Genomic DNA, 20,139 nt, shown 5'->3' with positions numbered 1-20,139 from the left:
CCCGCGTCAGACGAACTGATTGGCGCGCTCGAGGTCTTCGGCGAAGTCGATCTCGACGGCGTAGAGGTCGGAGATGTCGAGGGGCTCGACGCGAAGTCCGTTCTCGGCGATCGCCTTCTCGATGCCCCGCTCGAAGTAGTCCTGGTCGTCGACCTGTGAGAGGTGTGCGATCAGCGTGCGCTTGTCGGCGGCGGAGATGAAGTTGATGCCGACGGCTTCGCCGACACCTCCCACGACGGTCTTGGACAGCTCATCGATGTGCCCCGCGGGAGTGACGGTGTACTTGACCTCTTCGTCGCTCACCTTGGCGGTGTTGACGGCGACGAAAGACTGGCCGCGCTCCACGAGTGCGATGGCACGACCCAGCACGCGCGGGTCGAAGACGACGTCGCCGTTCATCCAGAGGACCCCGCCCTTGCCCGTTGCGCGGAGTGCGCGGAGCAGGCTCTTGGACGTGTTGGTCTGGTCGTAGCGGTCGTTGTAGACGTAGTCGGCATCGGGGAAGGCGTCGACGATGGTCTCCGCCCTGTAGCCGACGACCGTGGTGATGCGCGCGTCGGAGCCGAACGCCGCACGGATGTTGTCGTGCTGCTGCTGCATGATCGTGCGACCGTCGGAGAGCTCGGTCAGCGGCTTGGGCAGGCTGCGGCCGAGGCGCGAGCCCATACCGGCTGCGAGGATGACGATCTGAAGAGTCACGATGATGCTCCTGAAGGTGTTCACTGTCTATTCGACAAGGAGACACGCCTTCGTGCCGGGTCCGATGCTATCGAAGTCGCCTGAGAACCCGCAGAATACGCCCGGCTCGTTGCCCTTTCGTGATATCCATCCCCCAACGGGACGAAGTGTGGAGTCGCGCGTCGGGTCCGTGGGTGGGGTCCGACGGACTTGCTAGGTTGGTTGGGTGACAGCCCCTCTCCCGCCGTCGCAGGAAGATCCGATCGAGATCGCGGATGCTTCTTCGGCCACAGCTCCGGTTCCGAAGACCCCCTCAGACGAGGTCGCGGCGCCCGCTGAAGCTGTCCCTCCGGCGAAGCCGCGAACCCCTCGGGCTCCTCGCCCTTCGACATCGAAATCGCCTCGCGCGTCCACTGCGAACGCAACGGCAGCGAAGACGGCGAAAGGCACGAAGGCTGCTCCGAAGGCGACGAAGGCTGCCGCAGGCGCGAGCAACGCGAAGCGTCCCGCGGGTGGATCCGCGAAGACGACCGGCACGGCGAAGTCGACGAAGGCGCGGCCCGCTTCTGAGGCGGACATCGAGGCGACCCCCGTCGCAGACACTTCTCCGGTGGCGCCGCCCAAGCCGAGTGTGTCGGCGGTCGATGCGGCTGCACGGTTCGCGGCAGACGCTGCTGAGCCGGAGACCGACCGTGCGGAGCAAGAGCGCGCAGCGGCGGAAGCGGCGATCGACCCGGCAATCTCGGGCGGGTTGGAAGCAACGGGGGCGACCGCACCCGAGCCGGACATCGCGGCCGATCTTCCGCAGGACGATGTCGTCGACGTCGCAGCGGAGAGCGATCCCGCCCCCGAGAGCGAACACGCGCCGGAGAGCGAACCCGCGCCCGAGATGCTCAGCGAATCTGAGCTGCGGGACGACCTCGACCCGACCCCGGAGCCTGCACCCGACGAGCAGGCCACGCCGGCGATCGCCCCGACGACACTGTCGGAGTCGGCATCCGATGACGAGGATGCGGCTCCGGATGCCAACGTCATCGCGCCCGCCGCGCATGCCGCGGGGGACGCGCCTGCGGTGCGCCTGCGCAACATCGCCAAGTCGTTCGGTGAGACGCGGGCCGTCGACGACATCGACTTGTCGATCCCCGCGGGGACGTTCTACGGGATCGTCGGGCCGAACGGGGCCGGCAAGACGACGACGTTGTCCATGATCGCGGGGCTCCTCCGGCCCGACCGCGGCTCGGTCGAGATCGCGGGCGTGGACCTCGCGGCCGAGCCTGCGCGGGCAAAGCGGATGATGGGCATCCTCCCCGACCGGCTTCGCACGTTCGACCGGCTGACCGGACGCCAATTGCTCCACTACTACGGTGTCCTGCGCGGCCTCGCGCCCGCGGTCGTGGAGAGTCGGGTGGCCGACCTGGCACGTGCGTTCGATCTCACCGATGCGCTCGGTCGCACCGTCGCCGACTACTCCGCGGGAATGACGAAGAAGGTCATGCTCGCGGGCGCGATGATCCACTCGCCGCGTGTCCTCGTGCTCGACGAGCCGTTCGAGGCCGTCGACCCTGTATCGAGCGCCGTTATCCTCGACATCCTCACCGCGTATGTCTCCCACGGCGGCACGGTGCTGCTCTCCTCCCACGGGATGGACCTCGTGGAGCGCGTGTGCTCGGGCGTCGCGGTGATCGTCGCGGGCCAGGTGCTCGCCGAAGGCACGGTCGACGCAGTGCGCGGCGAGCTGACTCTCGAACAGCGGTTCGTCGAGCTCGCCGGTGGTCTGAGCGACGTGGAGGGCCTCGAGTGGCTGCACACGTTCTCCGGCTGAGACTCGATCTCCTTCTCGGTGCCTTCCGGGGGGACTCGCGTCACATCGCGAAGACCGTCGGAATGCTCGTCGCCCTCCTCGTCGCGTTGGGTGCCGTGGTGTGGGGTGTCCTCCGGCTTCGCTCCGCCCCCGAAGACGTCGCCGAGGTCGTGGCGATCATCGGCGGGGCCGCCGTCACCGTCGGGTTCTTCGCCACACCCCTCATTGGGGGCCCCGACGACCCGCTCGATCCCCGGCGGTTCGCCGTTTTCGGGGTCGCTCCGGCGCCCTTGGCGGGGTCGGTGCTGCTGGCCAGCATCGTCAGCGCACCAGTTCTCTCCCTCTCAGTCGTTGCGGCCGCGATGGTGGGCCTGTGGAGCGGACACGGCATCCCGCCGGCGATCGGCGTCTTGGCCGCCATCCTCGGCGTGATCACGTGCGCGCTCTTCGGGAAGGTCTCGGCGGCCGTCGCGGGACGCGTGCTGCGCCATCGGCGTTCTCGAGAGCTCACGGGCCTGTTCCTTCTCGCCGTTCTCGTCGTGGTGCTGCCGGTGGTCGTCTTCCTCGCTTCGCTGGAGTGGGAGGGCGACATCCCCACGCAGTTGGTCGAAGCCGTGGATATCCTGGCGCTCACACCTTGGGGCGCCGCCTGGGCGCTACCGTGGCGCGCGCACGCCGGTTCGGCCGGGCCGGTGCTGGCGATCGCGCTCCTCACCGTGCTCGGGCTCGCCGGCGCGTGGTGGGGCCTGGTTCGATGGCTGCTGTCGACGACGGAGCGTCCGCTGAGCACGCGCGCCCAGCGCGGTCTGGGCTGGTTCGCGATCACTCCGGGCACGCCTGCGGGGGCGGTCGCCGCGCGTAGCCTCATCTATTGGCTGCGCGATCCGCGATACATCGTCAACTTCGTCATCGTTCCCGTGTCGGCCGTGCTCACCATGGTGCCGCTCCTCGTCGTGGGGGTGCCGCTGTCCGTGGCGGTTCTCCTCCCGGCCCCGCTCATCGCCCTCTTCCTCGGCTGGGTTGCTCACAACGATCTCGCCTACGACTCCACCGCTCTGTGGATGCACGTGGCGGCAGCCGTGCGCGGGTCGGCCGATCGCCTCGGCCGACTCGTGCCGGTCACGCTCATCGCGGTGCCGCTGCTGGCTGTCGCGGTGCCGGTCACGGTCGGCCTGCACGGGCGGTGGGCGATCCTTCCGGCGATGGTGGGCGTGTGTGCGAGCCTCTTCCTCAGCGGTCTCGGCCTCTCTTCGCTCTCATCTGTGCTTGCCCCGTACCCGGCCTCGCGGCCCGGCGACGGTCCCTTCCAGCAACCTCAGCGGACGGGGGGAGCGCTGTCTCAGGCTGTCGTGCTGCTGGGGTCGGTCGCACTGAGCCTTCCGGCCTTGTGGTGGGCGTGGCTCGCGCTCACCGACGAGGACGCGTTCGCGTGGCTCGCCTTCTGGGGCGGTGCCGGAGTCGGGGTGCTGACACTGCTCGTCGGGATGCTGCTCGGCGGCTGGTTCTTCGATCGGCGGGGCGGCCGCCTCATGGAGTTCGCCGAGTCTGCATGACGGGTATGGCTCTCGGCCGTCCCGGGAGAGGCGTCCGCGGCTAGACTTCCTCTCCATGAGCACGCCACTGGACAGTCCCGACCAGGGAGGCCTTGCCACCCTCGATCGCGAGCTCGAGGAGCTCATTCGGGAAGAGAGCATCGAACCCGGTGACCACGAGCGTTTCTCCCATTACGTCAAGAAGGAGAAGATCCTCGAGTCGGCCCTGACCGGCAAGCCGGTGCGAGCACTCTGCGGGAAGAAGTGGACTCCCGGGCGCGACCCGGACAAGTTCCCCGTGTGCCCCACCTGCAAAGAGATCTATGAGTCGCTCATCGGCTGAGACAGCCGTCAATCCACCTCGCGGAAGACCGTCGGCAGCGCGGGGTCGGACCGGCTGAGTGCCAGGGCGCGCACCGGAAGCTCCTCTCGCACCCGGGCGTGGTGCTCGCGAGCTGCTCGAACGCCCGCAGGACCGAGGTGAGACGCGTCGGCGTCGCCGTTCTGCATCAGCGTGACCTGGAGGGGGCGCGCGTCAGGGTACTCGGTGGCGCTGCCGAGCGGCTCGAAGCCGTCGGACACCGTGATGAGCTCGGTGGTGGCCTTCCCGCGTTCCAGCTGGCGGAACGCCGCCTTCCTCCCCCCGCGAGAGCCCTTGTCCGTCGAGGTCTTCGCGACCGGAATCCACGATCCGTCCCCGGCTTGGCGGGCGACCAGCTTGTAGACCATGCCCGCGGTCGGGGAGCCCGACCCGGTCACGACGGACGTGCCGACACCGTAGGCGTCGACGGGGGATGCCGCGAGCGCCGCGATCGCGAATTCGTCGAGGTCGCTCGTGACGGTGATCCGCGTCGCGGTGGCGCCGAGCTCGTCGAGCTGCGCGCGCACCTCCGCGGCGACGGTGGGGAGGTCGCCCGAGTCGATGCGGACGCCACCCAGGCCGGTGCCGGCCACCCGCACCGCGGTGGCCACGCCTTCGCGGATGTCGTAGGTGTCGATGAGGAGCGTCGTGTCGGTACCGTGCGCCTCGATCTGGCTGCGGAACGCGGCTTCCTCGCTGTCGTGCAGCAGAGTCCACGAATGGGCCGCCGTCCCCATCGTGGGGATGCCCCAGCGCCGCCCGGCCTCGAGGTTGCTGGTGGCTCCGAAACCGGTGATGTATGCGGCGCGGGCCGCGGCCACCGCGGAACGTTCACCCGCTCGACGCGATCCCATCTCTGCGAGGGGGCGGTCGCCCGCAGCGATGCTCATCCGCGCGGCGGCGTTGGCGACCGCGGAGTCGTGATTGAGGATGCTGAGGGCGAGCGTTTCCAGGACGACCGCTTCGGCGAAGGTCGACTCCACGGTGAGCACGGGTGAGCCGGGGAAGTAGAGCTCACCTTCGGCGTATCCGGTGATGGTGCCGCGGAAGCGGAAGCCCTCGAGGAAGCGCAGGGTCTCCGGACCCACGATTCGTTCGTCGCGGAGATAGCGCAGTTCGTCGTCACCGAAGCGGAAGCGATCCACTGCCTCGAGGAGGCGCCCGGTGCCGGCGACGACCCCGAACCTGCGCGCGCCGGGGAGCCGGCGTGCAAAGAGCTCGAAGACGCACGGACGGTCGGCCGTGCCGTCGCGCAGTGCGGCGTCGAGCATCGTGAGTTCGTAGCGGTCGGTGAGGAGGGCGGTGCTCGCGGGGGAGCTCGGCGCGGCGCTCATGCCGTCACTCTATCGACGGCGGCCGACGGTGCGGGACGGGAGGGCGGGTAGGCTGGGTGATCGTGAATGACGCGCCGATCGGGATCTTCGATTCAGGGGTCGGCGGCCTCACCGTCGCGCGAGCGGTCTCGCAGTTGCTGCCGCGCGAGTCGCTGCTCTATATCGGCGACACGGCCCACTCGCCGTATGGTCCGCAGCCCATCGCCGACGTGCGCCGGTACGCGCTCGAAGTGCTCGACACCCTCGTGGATCAGGGCGTGAAGATGCTCGTGATCGCGTGCAACACGGCATCCGCGGCCATGCTGCGCGACGCGCGGGAACGGTACGACGTACCGGTGGTGGAGGTGATCGGACCCGCTGTCCGCACCGCCATGTCGACGACGAGGAACGGCCGGGTGGGCGTCATCGGCACTGCCGGGACGATCGGATCGGGCGTGTACCAGGACATGCTGGGCGTCAACGAGCGCCTGAGCGTGTTCGCGCAGGCGTGCCCTCGGTTCGTCGAGTTCGTCGAGGCCGGGGTCACCGACAGCGCTGACGTGCTCGCCGTCGCCGAGGACTACCTTGCTCCGCTGCGACACGCGGGGGTCGACACGCTGGTGCTCGGGTGCACGCACTATCCGTTCCTCGAGGGTGCCATCAGCTACGTCATGGGACCGGATGTGTCGCTCGTCTCCAGCGACACCGAGACCGCCAAAGACGTGTACCGGCAGCTGGTCTCCCGCGATCTCCTCGCGGGTCCGGATTCCGTGGCGACCCACGTCTACGAAGCCACCGGCGATTCCGCCGACGAATTCCTGAGCCTCGCCCACCGGCTGATGGGGCGCGGCGTGGCCAGCGTCCGCCTCGTGCAGACCGGAGCAATCGACCTTCCGAAGGGAACCCCATGACCGACATCGTCCGCGCCGACGGCCGCACCATCGATCAGCTTCGACCGGTGGTGATCGAGCGCGGGTGGAGTGCGCATGCGGAGGGTTCCGCGTTGATCTCGTTCGGAGGAACGAAAGTGCTGTGCACGGCGTCGTTCACCGGCGGTGTCCCCAGATGGCTCACCGGCAAGGGCAAGGGGTGGGTGACGGCCGAGTACGCCATGCTTCCCCGCGCGACGAACTCGCGCAACGATCGCGAGTCGATCAAGGGCAAGGTCGGCGGACGCACCCATGAGATCTCGCGCCTGATCGGCCGCGCCCTCCGCGCCGTCGTCGACACGAAGGCCCTGGGCGAGAACACGATCGTCATCGACTGCGATGTGCTGCAGGCCGATGGCGGCACGCGCACAGCCGCGATCACGGGCGCTTACGTAGCACTGGCCGATGCGATCGAGTGGGGTCGGCGGAAGGGTCTCGTCGCGAAGAAGGCCGAGGTGCTGCTCGACTCGGTGTCGGCGATCTCGGTCGGCATCATCGACGGCGAGCCGATGCTCGATCTTGCGTACGTCGAGGATGTTCGCGCCGAGACCGACATGAACGTCGTCGTCACCGGTCGCGGCCTCTTCGTCGAGGTTCAGGGCACCGCCGAGGGGGCGCCGTTCGACAAGCGCGAGCTCGACGCGCTCCTCGAGCTCGGGGTGGCCGGGTGCGCGTCGCTTCGCGAGCAGCAGGCGGCCGCGTTGGCCGACGAGGCAGCGGAGGCCTGATGGCATCCCGCGTCGTCCTCGCGACCCACAACCCCCACAAGGTCGAGGAGTTCGGTCACATCGTCGCGGCGACCCGGCCCGATCTGGAAGTCGTCGGCTACGAGGGTCCGGAGCCTGTCGAAGACGGCGTGACCTTCGCCGAGAACGCCCTGATCAAGGCGCGGGCGGCTGCGGCGCACACGGGGTTGCCGGCCCTGGCCGATGACTCGGGAATCTGTGTAGACGTCCTCGGTGGCGCTCCAGGTGCGTTCTCCGCGTACTGGGCGGGTCACCGCAAGGATGCCGCGGCGAATCTCGAGCTGCTGCTCGATCAGCTGTCCGATATCGCCGACCCGCGGCGCGCTGCGCACTTCACCTCGGTGATCGCGCTGGTCGTCCCCGGCGGCGGCGAGCACGTCGTCGAGGGCGTCTGGCCGGGACGGCTGGCGACGCAGGCGAGGGGCGCCGGCGGTTTCGGCTACGACCCGATCTTCATCCCCGACGGTCAGAGCGGCGCAGAACGTACCGCGGGCGAACTGACGGCGGCGGAGAAGAACGCGCAGTCGCACCGGGCGCGGGCCTTCCGCGCGCTGGCCCCGCTGCTGCGCGACCTATAACCGTTCTCATTCCCGACTGCGGCGGAAACGGCATCCGGGCACCTCGCCGGTCGTAGCCTCGTCGTATGCACGATCACGCGCACGATCACGCGCACGGCCACGGCATCCGAGCGGCGAGCAACCGCCGCCTGCTCGCGATCTCGCTCGGCCTCACCGGCGTCGTCTTCGTCGTGCAGGTGGTCGGTGCGCTGCTGTCGGGGTCCCTGGCGCTCCTGGCCGACTCCGCCCACATGCTCACGGATGCCACGGGCCTCGTGATCGCGTTGGTCGCGAGCATCGTGGCCGCTCGGCCGGCCAACGATCGCCGTACGTACGGCTACCAGCGAGCGGAGGTCTTCGGGGCGCTCGTGAACGGGATCGTGCTCGTCGTGCTCGCGACGGTGATCGCCGTCGAGGGTGTCCGGCGGCTGCTCGCGCCCGAAGGCGGTGAGGTCGCGGGCGGAGTCATGCTGGTGGTCGCCATCGTCGGTCTCGTCGCGAACGCCGTGGCCCTGTGGCTCCTGTCGAGTGCGCAGAAGCGCAGCATCAATGTTCGCGGCGCGTACCTGGAGGTGCTCGGCGATCTGCTGGGGTCGGTCGCGGTCATCGTGGCGGCCATCGTCATCGTGACGACCGGATGGGTGACGGCGGATGCGATCGCCTCCCTTCTCATCGCGGCGATGATCGTGCCGCGCGCCGTCTCGCTCCTCAAGGAGGTGGTGTCGGTGCTGGCCGAGTCGGCGCCCGCGGGCACCCAGGTGGCCGAGATCCGCACGCATCTGCTGAGCAAGCCGGGGGTGGTGGAGGTGCACGACGTCCACGTGTGGCAGTTGACGCGCGGCGCCCCCGTCTTCACGGCGCACGTGGTGGTCGATCCCGACGTCCTCGCCGACGGTCGTGCGGCGGCGCTGCTGTCGAGCCTCCAGTCCTGTCTGTCGGAGCACTTCGACGTTGAGCACTCCACGTTCCAGGTGGAGCCGGCGGGGCACGTCGAGCACGAGGCGCACTGACGGTCGAAGGCGAGAGCGTCAGCGCGCGACGTCGGCGGGGTCGATGTCGGGTCGGAGGCCCCGCCAACGGGCGTGGCGGAGAGTGCCGGACGGGGTGAACTCGGCGAACTCCACCTCCGCGACCACGGCGGGACGCACCCATTCGGCGTCGGAGGCGTCGGCGGCCGGCACACCGACGAAGGGATTCTCGTCGGTGCGCAGGGGGTCGAGCAGCCGTTCCAGTCGGTCGATCGTGGCGTCGCTGAAACCGGAGCCGACGCGCCCGACGTACCGGAGGCCGTCGGAGCTCGGGATGCCGAGGAGCAACGACCCGATTCGCCCCGTACGCCCGCCCTTGCCGGGACGGATCCCGCCGACGATCACGTCTTGCGTGAGGGTGAGCTTGACCTTGAGCCACTGCTCGCTGCGTGCTCCGGGTCGGTAGGGCGAGCGCGGATCCTTCACCACGATGCCCTCGAGGGAGAGTTCGCGCGCGGTCGCGAGGGCCGCTTCGACGTCGGGGACGACGGGCGGCACGACGATCGCGTCGATGGCTTCCGCGGCCACGTCTTCGAGAAGCGCGCGGCGGTCGCGGAGCGGGAGCCGGGTGGCATCCATTCCGCCGTGTCCGAGGAGGTCGAAGAGGAAGTAGGCGATCGGCGTGCGCACCGTCTCCCGCTGGATCTCTGCCGCGTTGGTCAGGTGCATGCGGTTCTGCAGCCGGCTGAAGCTGGGTCTTCCTGCCGCGTCGAGCGCGACGATCTCCCCGTCGACGACGCACGGTTCGCTGCCGAGACCGGCGTCGCCCGCGGTGAGTTCGGGGTAGCGGTCGGTGATGTCGGTGCCGCTGCGCGCGTGCAGTCGCAGGCGGTGGCCGTCCCACGTGCCGAGGGCCCGGATGCCGTCCCATTTGAACTCGGCCCAGGCGCCGTCGCCGTCCCGAGCCCAGCGGTCGGACGCCTGCGTCGCCTGAGCGGGCGTCGCGAGCGTGGCCAGCATGGGGGAGATGGGCGACGTGGAGGCGGCGAGCCCGCTATCCTCGGGGCGGGGGACGGCGCGCCGGGGGCGCGGAGCGGGGGCGATGGTGTGGGCGGTGTCGGTCTTCATGCGGTGAAGAAGCCACTGCGACTTCTCCCCGTCGCCGGAGGTGCGGATGAGCGCGAGCCGCACCCGGCCGAGGGGCCCGTCGGTGGCGCCCGAGAGGGTGAAGATGACTTCGTCGTCACGCCACTTCTCGAGGTCGTACGTGCCGGTGTCCCACACCGTCATCGTGCCCGCGCCGTACTCTCCGCGGGGGATCTCGCCGTGGAAGGTGAGGTATTCCAGGGGGTGGGGCTCGGTCATCACCGCCAGATGGTTGGTGGCAGGGGTGGACGGCACACCCCGGGGCACCGCCCAGCTGACGAGCACGCCGTCGCGTTCGAGCCGGAGGTCGTAGTGGAGCCGCGACGCGTGATGCTCTTGGATCACGAAGCGCGGCGCGTCGCTGACGGCACCCCGTCCGGCCTCGGGCGGTGCGGGTGTCGACGCGGTGAGGTCGGTGGGCATCGGCTCGGGAGTGCGATCGGCGGAGCGCTTCGCGAGATAGGGCGCGAGTGCCGCTGCAGCTACCGAGGGCGCGCTCCCGGTCGGTGCGGCGGCGTTCAGGGGCTGTAGCGGGTCGTCGGCACCGTGCTGCACCGCGTCGGACCGCGCAAGGACAGTGTCGAAGAGGAGGTGACGAAGCGCCGGGTCGTCGAGTTCCTCCCACGATCGAGGCGCCGCGACCGTCGGCTCCTCGCGTCCGCGCAGCGAGTAGGGGGCGATGGTCGTCTTCGAGCCGTTGTTCTGGCTCCAGTCCAGGAACACCTTCCCCGGACGCGCGCTCTTGCTCATCTGGCTGACGACGAGGTCGGGGTGGTCGGCTTCGAGCGCGCGGGCGAGTTCCTTCGCGAAGGCGGAGATCTCGTCGCTGGTCCTATCGCCCTCCAGCGCCGCATAGAGGTGGATGCCCTTGCTCCCGCTCGTGACGGGGACGGGATCGAGGCCGAGGTCTCGGAGGATCGTGCGGCACCAGCGTGCGACCTCGGCGCACTCGGCCAGCCCCACCCCGGGGCCGGGATCGAGATCGAGCACGAGGCGATCCGGTGCCCGTCGCTCTCCGTCCCTCCCGAACCGCCACTGCGGCGTGTGCAGCTCGAGGCTCGCGACCTGCGCCAGGTAGACGAGGGCGGCGGTCTCCGTCACGAGGGGATAGTCCTTCGCCCCCGAGGAGTGTTCGATGGGCAGTCGCGGAAGCCACGCCGGCGCGCCCTGCTCGAGCGCCTTGGCGAAGAACGGCGGTTGATCCACGCCCTCCGGCCACCGCTTCCGGGTGACCGGCCGACCCGCGAGAACCGGCAGGAGGAGCGGAGCTATGCGCGCGTAGTAGTCGATGACCTCGCCCTTGGTCGTCCCGGTCGCCGGGTACAGGACCTTGTCGAGATTGCTGACGCGCAGGCGCCGCCCGCCGATCTCGACCGTCTGCGCTCCGGATGCCATGGCGCAAGGCTAATCGGCAACCCCTGGCATGCGGGGCCTGAGGCGGTGTGTACTGGAGGAATGAGATCCATCTGGAAGGGCGCCCTGACCTTCGGCCTCGTGAACGTGCCCGTGAAGGTGTATTCGGCGACGGAGGATCACGACGTGCCGTTGCACCAGGTGCATGCCGCAGACGGCGGTCGCATCCGCTACCAGCGGATCTGCGAGATCGACGGCGAAGTGGTGCCCTTCGCCGACATCGACAAGGCCTACGACGACGGGGAGCGGACGGTCGTGCTCACGAAGGACGACATCGCATCGCTTCCAGCCGAACGGAGCCGCGAGATCGATGTCGTCGAGTTCGTGCCCTCGGAGCAGATCGATCTGCTCACACTCGACCGGGCCTACTACCTCGAGCCGGACTCGAAGTCGCCCAAGGCCTACGTGCTGCTGCGCAAGACGCTGGAGCAGACCGACCGCACCGCGATCGTGCGCTTCTCGCTACGTCAGAAGACGCGGCTCGCGGCGTTGAGAGTGCGAGGCGACGTGCTGGTGCTGCAGACGCTGCTGTGGGCCGACGAGGTGCGCGAAGCCGCGTTCCCGGGACTGGATGAGCCGGTCAAGATCTCCGCCAAGGAGTTGGAGCTGTCGGCATCCCTCGTCGAGAGCTTCTCGAGCGACTTCGACCCGACCGCCTTCACCGACGAGTACCAGGAGGAACTGCGCACGCTCATCGACGCGAAACTCGAGAAGGGCGATGCGCTCGACACGTCGGAGACCTTCGGGCAGACCGAGGATGCCGAGAGCGGCGGTGAAGTCATAGACCTCATGGCGGCGCTGCGGGCGAGCGTCGAACGCAGTCGTGCGGCGCGCGGAGCGTCGGATGACGCGAAGGAGCCGAGCGAGTCCGCGCCGGAGAAGAAGAAGCCCGCGAAGAAGGCGTCGAAGGCGTCCTGACGGATTGCCGCACGGGCTGCCGCCGGGGTGGCCTCAGTTGCGCGGACGGTCTTCGCCGTCGTGACCGCCGAGGTCGGGCTCGCGATCGAACACCTCGGGGTCGAGGACGAGTTCCTGCGCCTCGGCCGCGTCGACCACGACGTCGCCGCCGGCAGCCGCCTCCTTACGCACCTTGCGACGCTCGCTGAAGTAGTGCCAGAGCGTGACGAGCGCGGTGCCGCCGACGGCCACGAGGAGGATGATGTCGATGTACTCGGTGACGATGTGGGCGACCCACGGGATGTACCCGACGAGGAAGCCGACCATCGTGAGCCCGAAGCCCCAGATCATCGCACCGATGAAGTTGTAGAGGCTGTACCGCTTCCACGGCATGTGACCGACACCGGCCGCGACGGGCGCGAACGTGCGGACGATGGGCACGAACCGGGCGAGGATGATCGTGAGCCCGCCGTAGCGCACGAAGAACGCGTTGGTGCGTTCGACGTTCTTGCGGCTGAAGAGGCCCGACTCCTTGCGTTCGAAGATCGCCGGTCCGCCCTTGTGTCCGATGAGATAGCCGACTTCGCCGCCGACGAAGGCGGCGAGGGCGATCAGCAGCGAGACGACCCAGATGTTGACGCCGAAGATCTCGTTCGTGTGCGTGAGCAGGCCCGAGATGATGAGCAGCGTGTCGCCCGGCAGGAGGAAGCCGACCAGCAGGCCCGTCTCGGCGAAGACGATGAAGCACACCACGAGCAGCGCCCACGGGCCGGCGGCCTCGATGATGGCGGTCGGGTCGAGCCAGGGGATGAGAGCGATGGAGTGCACGAGAGTCCCGTCGGTCGGTCGTCGGTCGGTCGTCGGTCGGCGGATGGGTGTCCGTGGTGCCGTGAGGGAACTCTCGACGCCGTCGGCCGTGCGGAAGGTGGGACTTGAACCCACACGCCTTTCGGCACAGGAACCTAAATCCTGCGTGTCTGCCAGTTTCACCACTCCCGCGGGCCGCTTCAGTCTACCGACGGGAACCTTCGAATCCGCGCCGAGCTGCCTGTGTGAGGCTCAGCGCAGAGTCGACGCTGCGGGGGCGCCTGGGGCATCGACGCGGGCGCGGCGCGGGGAGCCGCCGACGACCCAGTACGCGACGCCCACGAACAGGCCGCCGCCGACGAGGTTGCCGAGCCCCACCCACAGCACGTTCGTCGCGAACAGCGCCACCGTGGCATCCGCGTAGCCGCCGAACAGCCCGATGCCGTAGGTCGTCATGTTGGCGACGACGTGCTCGAAGCCGGAGCTGATGAAGGCGAGGATCGCGGCGAAGATGAGCACGATCTTCGCGATCTCGGTGGTGACGCGCGAGGCCATCCAGATGGCTAGGCAGACGAGCAGATTGCACAGGATGCCGCGGACGAACAGCTCCGCCGGGCCCTCGTGGGCCTTCGCGGTGAGCATGTCCTGCAGCATTGCCCCCGCGGGCGCGTTGCTGTGGAGCACGCCCGACACGACGATGAGCGCGGCGAACAGCAGCGCGCCGACGAGGTTCGCCGCGACGGTGGCCAGGAGCGTGCCGAGCGCGGGCCAGGGGCGGATGGCGCGCATGAGGGCTCCCTGGGGGAGCACCATCATCGCGGAGGTGGCGAGGTCGCCGCCGGCGAAGACGACGAGGGTGAGCGCGACGCCGAAGACGAGGCCGCTCACGAGCTTGCCGAGGCCGGTTCCCGCTTCGATGAGAGGTCCGGCCGTCGCCACCATGAGCACGACGCCGATGCCGATGTAGGCGCCGGCGAGCATCCCCGACACAAGGAACCGTCCCGGGGAGCCGACCGCTTCGACCTTGTGGACGGCGGCATCGGCCTGCACGTCGAGCGCTTCGGGGATGCTGAGCATCGCACCCGCTCCTTCCGCGGATCCGCGTCCGCCGAGGCGAATCTACCGGGCGCGCGGGAGGCCGCGCCGACCTGCGGGCAGGGAAAATGCGTCCGGGGCAACGCATGGGATGCCTTCATGCACACGTACGCATGCGGAGCATGAATGCGTTGTGGACAAGTCGCGCGTCGATGCGGCCACGGCAGCGAGGATGCCAGGCATGCCCTCTGCCCTCGACACCGCCGATGCCGTGACGCTCGAGGTTGCGGCGCGGGTGCGGGACCGGCTGCGGGCCGAGCAGATCGAACCCTCACGCAACCCGGCACGTGCGGCGCAGCTCGTCACCGCGGAGGTCCGCCGACACAACGACTTCGCCCCGGCGCGCGGGGACGCGCTCATCCTGGACGAGGAAGCAGTCACCCGCGAGGTGCTCGCGGTGATCGCCGGTCTCGGCCCTCTCCAACACCTTCTGGAAGATCCGTCGGTCGAGGAGATCTGGATCAACGCACCCGACCGCGTGTTCTGCGCGCGCGACGGGCGCAACGAGCGCGTCCCGGTCACCCTCACCCCCGAGGCCGTCCGTGACCTCGTCGAGCGGATGCTGCACACCACCGGGCGTCGCGTCGACCTCAGCCATCCGTTCGTCGACGCGTCCCTCCCCGACGGCTCGCGCCTGCACGTCGTGATTCCCGACATCACCCGTGCGCACTGGTCCGTCAACATCCGCAAGTTCGTGCCGCACCGCCGGACGCTCGCCGACCTCGTGGAGGCCGGATCCGTGCCTTCCGACGTGGCACACCTCCTCGTCTCCGCGATGGTGGCCGGTCGAAGCGTCCTCGTCTCCGGCGCCACCCACGCGGGAAAGACGACTCTGCTGTCGGCGCTGCTCGGGGCGTGTCCACCTCACCAGCGGATCGTGACGGTCGAGGAGACCTTCGAACTGGCGGTCGTGGCGCTCGACACGGTTGCGCTGCAGGGACGCCAGCCCAGCCTGGAGGGGACGGGGGAGGTGACGCTGCGACGGCTCGTCAAGGAGGCGCTGCGCATGCGGCCGGATCGGCTCGTGATCGGCGAGGTACGCGACGCGGAAGCACTCGATCTCCTCCTGGCGCTGAACACCGGTATTCCGGGTGCCGCGACGATCCACGCGAACTCTGCGGCGGAAGCGATCCGCAAACTCGCCGCCCTTCCCTTGCTGGCGGGTCGAAACATCGACGCCGGTTTCGTGCTGCCCGCCATCGCGGCATCCGTCGACCTCGTCGTGCATTGCCATCGACTCGCGGACGGGCGAAGGGTCGTTGCCGAGGTCGCGGAGGTCACCGGTGAGGTGCAGGCGGGAAACGTCTCGACACGTCCGCTCTACGGAAGAGGGCACGGATGATCCCGCTCGCGGGGGCGATGCTCGCCGGCGGAATCCTGCTGTCGCTGGCACCGTGGCTGTGGCCGGCGGGCGCATCACCGCGCGTCGGACGGCGTGAAGGACGACTGCGCAAGCTCCTCGACGCGGCAGGGTTCGCCCACGCCCCCGTGGCGCGTCTGCCGCTTCTCGCCGGAGTCGGCTCGCTCGCGAGCGGTGCTGTCGCGTGGCTCATCACTGGTCTCGTCGTCGTCGCGGGACTCGCCATGGTCGTCGGGTTCGCCGCTCCCTTCTCTTGGGTGCGTACCCGCGTGCGACGTTTGCGCCGCGCCCGCAGACTGCTCTGGCCTGATGTGTGCGAACTCCTGGTGGCATCCGTGCGTGCGGGGATGTCGCTTCCTGAAGCCGTGTCGGCGCTCGCGGTCGCCGGTCCGCCTCCGCTTCGGCCGGCATTCGCCCGCTTCGCCTCCGACATCTCCGCATCGGGACACTTCGACTCCGCCGCCCTGCGACTGAAGTCTGCGCTGGGCGATCCGGTGGCCGACCGGATCGTGGAGACCTTGCGGATGGCGCGTCAGGTCGGCGGCACCGAGCTGACTCCGGTCCTGCGGGCACTGGCCGCATCGGTTCGGGCGGATGCCGCGGTGCGCGGTGAGGTGGAGGCGCGGCAGTCGTGGATCAGAGGGGCGGCGGTCCTGGGCGTCGTCGCGCCCTGGGTCGTGCTCGGCCTGCTCGCCACGAGACCGGAGGGGATGCAGGCCTATGCGTCTGCGGAAGGCATGGTCCTCGTCGTCTCGGGGGCGGTCGTGTCGGTGGTCGCCTACCGCCTGATGATGCGGTGGGGTCGTCTTCCCGAACCGCAGAGGTGGTTCGGGTGAGCGTGCTGTCCGATCTCGCCGTCGCGATCGTCGCGGGTGTCGCGTTGGCGGGCGGGGTGCTCCTCCTGACCTCTCGTCACGCGCGCTGGGCGGCGCCCACCTTGGCGAACCGGATCGCACCGTATGTCCGCGACGTCAGCGACCCCCGTGGACTCACCCCTGCCGCGCGCCTGCCCGGTCGTGGTCTGCGCGCGCTCGTCCTTCAGCTGCTCGGGACCCGGGCCAGCGGAGTGGAGCGCCGGCTGGCACAAGCGGGGCGGTCGCACGGCGCCGTCACTCACCGGGCTCACGCGCTCGGGTGGGCGGTCGGCGGGCTTGTGGGAGGGGCCCTCACCGCGCTCGTGCTGGCAATGCTCGCCGGCGTGACCGCGGCCACCGCGCTCCTCCCGCTCACGTGTGCGGTCTGCGCCGTCGTGGCTCACGACGCTCATCTGACGCGCGCTGTCCGGCGCCGTCGTCGGCGCATCGAGGAGGAGCTTCCCACCGTGCTGGAGTTCCTCGCTCTGTGCCTGGCGGCGGGGGAGGGCCTGCGCGACGCGCTGCGGCGGGTGGGCGATGTCGGCACGGGCGAGCTGACCGCCGAGCTGCGCCGCGCCGTCCTCGACAGCGGCACCGGGTCCAGCCTCGCGGAGGCGCTCCAATCGGTGAGTGCCCGCCTCGGCTCACCTGCGCTCGCACGCTCGATCGATCATGTCGTCGCCGCGATCGATCGGGGCGCGCCACTGGCGCAGGTCTTGCAGGAGCAAGCGGGCGACGCCCGAGACGAGGCCAAGCGGGCGCTCATCGAACTCGCCGGACGCAAAGAGATCGTGATGCTCCTCCCACTCGTCTTCCTGCTGCTTCCGCTCTCCGTCTTGTTCGCCGTGTTTCCGGGGGTCGTCATGCTCCGACTCGGCACCCCCTGACCCTTCCCACCGAAAAGGAAAGAGAACGATGTCCCATCTGACGCGCCGCGGGCGCACGCGCCGACCGCTGATCCGCGACGAGCGAGGCGACGTGCCCGGCTGGGTACTGGTAACCCTCATGACGGCGGGTCTCGTCGTCGCGATCTGGGCGCTCGCGGGTCCCGCGCTGGCCCAGCTCTTCGAGCAGGCCATCGGGCGCGTCTCGGGCTTCTGACGGTGCGCGGTCTGCTGCGCGACGATCGTGGATCGAGCGCGGTCGAGTTCCTCCTCGTCGGGCTTCTGCTCACAGCGCTCACGCTGGGAGTGCTGCAGTTCGCTCTCACCGTGTACCTCCGAAACGTCGTTCACGATGCGGCGGTGGAGGGTGCGTTCCACGCCGCGCTGGCCGATGTCGACGTCCGCGAGGGCGCAACTCGTGCCGTCGCCGTCGTGGAACGCGCGATCGGAGACGGGTACGTCGTCGCGGCATCCGCTGCACTCGTCGGAGCCGAGGGTCAAGAAGAAGTCGAAGTGTCCGTGTCGGCCACGCTGCCGCTCGTCGGCATCTTCGGTGTTCCCGCCGGGTGGGAGGTGACCGCCCGTGCACCGCGCGAAAGCCTGGCGGGATGACGGGGGAGCGGCGGCGGTGGAGTTCCTCCTCGTGGGACTGATCCTCCTGGTGCCGATCGTCTATCTCGTGATCGCGCTCGGACAGATACAGTCCGGCTCGTTCGCTGCCGAGACGGCGTCGCGTCAGATCGCGCGCGGGGTGGCCGCGGCCCAGAACGCGGAGCACGCCCGCGAGCGTGTCGAGCAGACGGCCCGCGCGGTCGCCGCCGAATACGGCATCGAGCGACAGGAGTTGGAGGTCGACATCGCCTGTCGTCCGGCGACGGCGCTGTGCCCGTCCGCGGGGGCGACCCTCGTCGTCACCGTCCGGGTGCGCGTTGCCCTCCCGCTCGTTCCCGACGTGTTCGGAGCGCAGCAGAAGACGAGAGTCGCCGTGGAGGCGACGAGCGTGCAGAAGATGTCGCGGCTGTGGAGCGCAGGGTGAAGCGGGAGTGGCGCGTCGCGAGCGGAGAAGACGGCACGGCGCTCCTGCTCACGCTCGGCTATGCGGTGCTGGCGCTGGTGCTCGTCCTCCTCTGCGCGGATGCCACGAGCCTCTATCTCACGCAGAAGCGTGCGGATGCCGCCGCCGACGCCGCGGCGCTCGCGGGCGCCGATGGGTTCGTCTTCACGGTCGCAGGCGGCGAGGCGGTCGCGCGACTGACCGATGCGCACGTCCACGAACAGGCGACAGCGCTCGTCGGAGAGATGCCGGGAGTGACGCTCCTTGACGCGGGAACCCCCGACGGGTTGTCCGCGCGCGTCACGGTACGGCTGCAGTGGCGACCCCCCGTGCTCACGCTGTTCGTTCCCGAAGGGCTCTCGGTCGAGGCGACGGCGACGTCGCGTACGGCGCTCGGATAGCCGCCGGCTCCAAACGGTCAGCTAGCCCCGCGGGACGAAGCGCGGCACCCACCTCGCGAACGCGGCGGCGCCGAGCAGTCCGACGGCGCCCATGAGCCCCGTGGCGATCGACAGCGAGAAGACTGCGGCGACCGCCGACACGAGGAGCGGCGCCAGGGCACCTCCGGCATCCGTGAGCGTGCGCCACGACCCGAGGAACGCGGCCGGATCCGATTGCGGGGCGGCGTCCGCGCCGAGCGTCAGCAGGATGCCGCTCGACAGCCCGTTTCCGACCCCCAACACGGCGGCGAAGAGGGCGAACCACATCGCCGCCTGATCGACGTCATGCGTGAACGACAGCGCGATGAAACCGAGGCCCATCAGCAGCATCGCCGGCAGCGCTGCCCACAACCGGCCGAAGCGGTCCATCACCTGACCGCTCGCATAGAACAGGGCGAAGTCGATCGCCCCCGACACGCCTACCACGAGCGCGATCGTCTGCGCGTCGAGTCCGATCGACACACCCCACAGCGGTAGCACCACCTGACGGGCCGACCGCACCGCCGACAGCGACGCCGCCGCGACCCCGAGCCGCGACAGCACGCCCCGATGCCGCCACATCGTGCGGATCACGCCCGTCCCCGGCTCTCGCCGCGTGGGGATCGCGCCGGTCACGGGCTCTCCCGTGTCCTCGCGCTCCTCGACGTCGCGGCCGGCACGTGCGGCCGACCGACCCGCAGCGGCAGCCTCGACCTCCGGATCGGGCCCGAGGAGCACGAGCGCGATCGTCGCCACGAGGCATCCGCCGAAGAACCAGATCGTCGCGCGCAGGTCGCCGAAGACGCCCAGCAGAGCGGCGGCCAGGAACGGACCGACGAACATGCCGAGGCGGAACGTGCCGCCCAGGAGCGACAGCGACCGCGCCCGGAACGCGAGCGGCACGCGCGTCGTCATGAAGGAGTGACGCGCGAGGCCGAAGGCGGCCGCGCTCAGCCCGATGACGAACACGGATGCCGCGAGCACCGCGAGATTGGGGGCGAACGCGAGGCCCGCGGTGCCGACGAGCGCCACCGCGCCGCCGATCGCCATCGTCACGCGCTCACCGATGCGTGCGACCGCCCAGCCGGCGGGGAGGTTGCCGCACAGCTGGCCGACGACGAGAGCGGACGCCACGAGGGCGGCGGTCGGGACGTCCGCGCCGAGAGCCGCCGCCAGCACCGGCAGCAGGGGGATCACGGCACCCTCGCCGACCGCGAACAGCACCGTGGGTCCGTAGATCATCGGCGCGAGGCGCCACAGCATCTGCCCGATCGGGGCCTCTCCGGGATCGGGGGAGGCGTCGGGGGTCACCCTTCCACGTTAGT

21 protein-coding genes and 1 tRNA gene are annotated in these 20,139 nt (G+C 69.8%); 15 read left to right on the top strand and 7 right to left on the bottom strand.

Features of this window, described 5'->3' with window-relative positions; all coding sequences use genetic code 11:
• Window positions 1–6: 6 nt before the first annotated feature.
• The gene (locus tag P0Y48_05455) at window positions 7–699 is read right to left on the bottom strand and encodes an NTP transferase domain-containing protein (protein ID WEK14649.1); all 693 of its coding nucleotides are present in this window, start codon (window positions 697–699) and stop codon (window positions 7–9) included.
• 589 nt (window positions 700–1,288) lie between these two features.
• Here P0Y48_05455 and P0Y48_05450 point away from each other — a divergent pair.
• Genes P0Y48_05450 through P0Y48_05440 form a run of 3 tightly spaced genes read left to right on the top strand, consistent with a single transcriptional unit; the run spans window position 1,289 to window position 4,354 of the window.
• The gene (locus P0Y48_05450) at window positions 1,289–2,500 is read left to right on the top strand and encodes an ATP-binding cassette domain-containing protein (GenBank protein ID WEK14648.1); all 1,212 of its coding nucleotides are present in this window, start codon (window positions 1,289–1,291) and stop codon (window positions 2,498–2,500) included.
• On the top strand, window positions 2,476–4,032 hold the full coding sequence (locus tag P0Y48_05445; GenBank protein ID WEK14647.1) for a hypothetical protein: 1,557 nt from the start codon (window positions 2,476–2,478) through the stop codon (window positions 4,030–4,032). Before P0Y48_05450 ends, P0Y48_05445 begins: the two co-directional genes overlap by 25 nt.
• A gap of 55 nt (window positions 4,033–4,087) precedes the next feature.
• Complete coding sequence (locus P0Y48_05440) at window positions 4,088–4,354, top strand: DUF3039 domain-containing protein (protein ID WEK14646.1); 267 nt, start codon at window positions 4,088–4,090, stop codon at window positions 4,352–4,354.
• A gap of 8 nt (window positions 4,355–4,362) precedes the next feature.
• Here P0Y48_05440 and P0Y48_05435 read toward each other — a convergent pair whose 3' ends face one another.
• The gene (locus P0Y48_05435; GenBank protein WEK14645.1) at window positions 4,363–5,706 is read right to left on the bottom strand and encodes a nicotinate phosphoribosyltransferase; all 1,344 of its coding nucleotides are present in this window, start codon (window positions 5,704–5,706) and stop codon (window positions 4,363–4,365) included.
• Between the two features lie 62 nt (window positions 5,707–5,768).
• Here P0Y48_05435 and murI point away from each other — a divergent pair, with 62 nt between their 5' ends.
• From murI to P0Y48_05415, 4 genes are all read left to right on the top strand, one after another.
• Window positions 5,769–6,596, top strand: a complete 828-nt coding sequence (gene murI, locus P0Y48_05430) for a glutamate racemase (GenBank protein WEK14644.1) — start codon at window positions 5,769–5,771, stop codon at window positions 6,594–6,596.
• Entirely contained in the window at window positions 6,593–7,342 is a 750-nt protein-coding gene (gene rph / locus P0Y48_05425; protein WEK14643.1) for a ribonuclease PH, read from the top strand. Before murI ends, rph begins: the two co-directional genes overlap by 4 nt.
• Window positions 7,342–7,938 (top strand): RdgB/HAM1 family non-canonical purine NTP pyrophosphatase, encoded by a 597-nt coding sequence (gene rdgB / locus P0Y48_05420; GenBank protein ID WEK14642.1) that lies wholly within the window; start codon window positions 7,342–7,344, stop codon window positions 7,936–7,938. Before rph ends, rdgB begins: the two co-directional genes overlap by 1 nt.
• 65 nt (window positions 7,939–8,003) lie before the next feature.
• Entirely contained in the window at window positions 8,004–8,927 is a 924-nt protein-coding gene (locus tag P0Y48_05415) for a cation diffusion facilitator family transporter (GenBank protein ID WEK14641.1), read from the top strand.
• Window positions 8,928–8,945: 18 nt separating this feature from the next.
• Here the strand turns inward: P0Y48_05415 and P0Y48_05410 are convergent, their stop codons facing one another.
• On the bottom strand, window positions 8,946–11,426 hold the full coding sequence (locus P0Y48_05410; GenBank protein WEK14640.1) for an ATP-dependent DNA ligase: 2,481 nt from the start codon (window positions 11,424–11,426) through the stop codon (window positions 8,946–8,948).
• Window positions 11,427–11,486: 60 nt separating this feature from the next.
• Here P0Y48_05410 and P0Y48_05405 point away from each other — a divergent pair, with 60 nt between their 5' ends.
• Window positions 11,487–12,362 (top strand): Ku protein, encoded by an 876-nt coding sequence (locus tag P0Y48_05405; GenBank protein ID WEK14639.1) that lies wholly within the window; start codon window positions 11,487–11,489, stop codon window positions 12,360–12,362.
• A 33-nt stretch (window positions 12,363–12,395) separates the two neighbouring features.
• Here P0Y48_05405 and P0Y48_05400 read toward each other — a convergent pair whose 3' ends face one another.
• From P0Y48_05400 to P0Y48_05390, 3 genes are all read right to left on the bottom strand, one after another.
• Complete coding sequence (locus tag P0Y48_05400) at window positions 12,396–13,169, bottom strand: DedA family protein (protein WEK14638.1); 774 nt, start codon at window positions 13,167–13,169, stop codon at window positions 12,396–12,398.
• Window positions 13,170–13,258: 89 nt separating this feature from the next.
• A tRNA-Leu gene (locus P0Y48_05395) sits at window positions 13,259–13,340 on the bottom strand.
• 60 nt (window positions 13,341–13,400) lie between these two features.
• A complete protein-coding gene (locus P0Y48_05390; protein WEK14637.1) occupies window positions 13,401–14,225 on the bottom strand; it encodes a formate/nitrite transporter family protein in 825 nt (274 codons plus the stop codon).
• A gap of 199 nt (window positions 14,226–14,424) precedes the next feature.
• On the opposite strand from P0Y48_05390, the gene P0Y48_05385 reads away from it, so the two are divergent.
• The 7 genes from P0Y48_05385 to P0Y48_05355 are packed head-to-tail and all read left to right on the top strand — an operon-like array spanning window position 14,425 to window position 18,796.
• Window positions 14,425–15,585: an ATPase, T2SS/T4P/T4SS family gene (locus P0Y48_05385; GenBank protein WEK14636.1), complete on the top strand. Its 1,161-nt coding sequence runs from the start codon at window positions 14,425–14,427 to the stop codon at window positions 15,583–15,585.
• The gene (locus tag P0Y48_05380) at window positions 15,582–16,439 is read left to right on the top strand and encodes a type II secretion system F family protein (protein WEK14635.1); all 858 of its coding nucleotides are present in this window, start codon (window positions 15,582–15,584) and stop codon (window positions 16,437–16,439) included. The genes P0Y48_05385 and P0Y48_05380 overlap by 4 nt, the downstream gene beginning before the upstream one ends.
• The gene (locus P0Y48_05375) at window positions 16,436–17,344 is read left to right on the top strand and encodes a type II secretion system F family protein (protein WEK14634.1); all 909 of its coding nucleotides are present in this window, start codon (window positions 16,436–16,438) and stop codon (window positions 17,342–17,344) included. The genes P0Y48_05380 and P0Y48_05375 overlap by 4 nt, the downstream gene beginning before the upstream one ends.
• A 28-nt stretch (window positions 17,345–17,372) precedes the next feature.
• Window positions 17,373–17,558: a hypothetical protein gene (locus P0Y48_05370; protein ID WEK14633.1), complete on the top strand. Its 186-nt coding sequence runs from the start codon at window positions 17,373–17,375 to the stop codon at window positions 17,556–17,558.
• Between the two features lie 2 nt (window positions 17,559–17,560).
• Window positions 17,561–17,953, top strand: a complete 393-nt coding sequence (locus P0Y48_05365) for a TadE/TadG family type IV pilus assembly protein (protein WEK14632.1) — start codon at window positions 17,561–17,563, stop codon at window positions 17,951–17,953.
• Complete coding sequence (locus P0Y48_05360; GenBank protein WEK14631.1) at window positions 17,925–18,377, top strand: TadE family protein; 453 nt, start codon at window positions 17,925–17,927, stop codon at window positions 18,375–18,377. Before P0Y48_05365 ends, P0Y48_05360 begins: the two co-directional genes overlap by 29 nt.
• Window positions 18,362–18,796 carry a pilus assembly protein TadG-related protein gene (locus P0Y48_05355; protein ID WEK14630.1) on the top strand — a complete coding sequence of 145 codons (435 nt, stop codon included), beginning with the start codon at window positions 18,362–18,364 and terminating at the stop codon, window positions 18,794–18,796. Before P0Y48_05360 ends, P0Y48_05355 begins: the two co-directional genes overlap by 16 nt.
• Before the next feature lie 21 nt (window positions 18,797–18,817).
• Here P0Y48_05355 and P0Y48_05350 read toward each other — a convergent pair whose 3' ends face one another.
• Window positions 18,818–20,077, bottom strand: coding sequence for an MFS transporter (locus P0Y48_05350; protein ID WEK15010.1), 1,260 nt, complete (start codon window positions 20,075–20,077; stop codon window positions 18,818–18,820).
• Between the last annotated feature and the right edge of the window lie 62 nt (window positions 20,078–20,139).

This window comes from Candidatus Microbacterium phytovorans, assembly GCA_029202445.1.
GTDB lineage: Bacteria > Actinomycetota > Actinomycetes > Actinomycetales > Microbacteriaceae > Microbacterium > Microbacterium phytovorans.
Note: the sequence above shows the minus strand (reverse complement) of the source record. Positions and strands in the feature narration are given on the sequence as shown.

Coding starts and splice junctions, on each gene's coding strand:
- P0Y48_05440 (WEK14646.1), top strand. CDS start 4,088: ATGAGCACGCCACTGGACAGTCCCGACCAGGGAGGCCTTGCCACCCTC.
- P0Y48_05435 (WEK14645.1), bottom strand. CDS start 5,706: ATGAGCGCCGCGCCGAGCTCCCCCGCGAGCACCGCCCTCCTCACCGAC.
- rph (WEK14643.1), top strand. CDS start 6,593: ATGACCGACATCGTCCGCGCCGACGGCCGCACCATCGATCAGCTTCGA.
- rdgB (WEK14642.1), top strand. CDS start 7,342: ATGGCATCCCGCGTCGTCCTCGCGACCCACAACCCCCACAAGGTCGAG.
- P0Y48_05415 (WEK14641.1), top strand. CDS start 8,004: ATGCACGATCACGCGCACGATCACGCGCACGGCCACGGCATCCGAGCG.
- P0Y48_05410 (WEK14640.1), bottom strand. CDS start 11,426: ATGGCATCCGGAGCGCAGACGGTCGAGATCGGCGGGCGGCGCCTGCGC.
- P0Y48_05405 (WEK14639.1), top strand. CDS start 11,487: ATGAGATCCATCTGGAAGGGCGCCCTGACCTTCGGCCTCGTGAACGTG.
- P0Y48_05390 (WEK14637.1), bottom strand. CDS start 14,225: ATGCTCAGCATCCCCGAAGCGCTCGACGTGCAGGCCGATGCCGCCGTC.
- P0Y48_05385 (WEK14636.1), top strand. CDS start 14,425: ATGCCCTCTGCCCTCGACACCGCCGATGCCGTGACGCTCGAGGTTGCG.
- P0Y48_05380 (WEK14635.1), top strand. CDS start 15,582: ATGATCCCGCTCGCGGGGGCGATGCTCGCCGGCGGAATCCTGCTGTCG.
- P0Y48_05370 (WEK14633.1), top strand. CDS start 17,373: ATGTCCCATCTGACGCGCCGCGGGCGCACGCGCCGACCGCTGATCCGC.
- P0Y48_05350 (WEK15010.1), bottom strand. CDS start 20,077: ATGCTGTGGCGCCTCGCGCCGATGATCTACGGACCCACGGTGCTGTTC.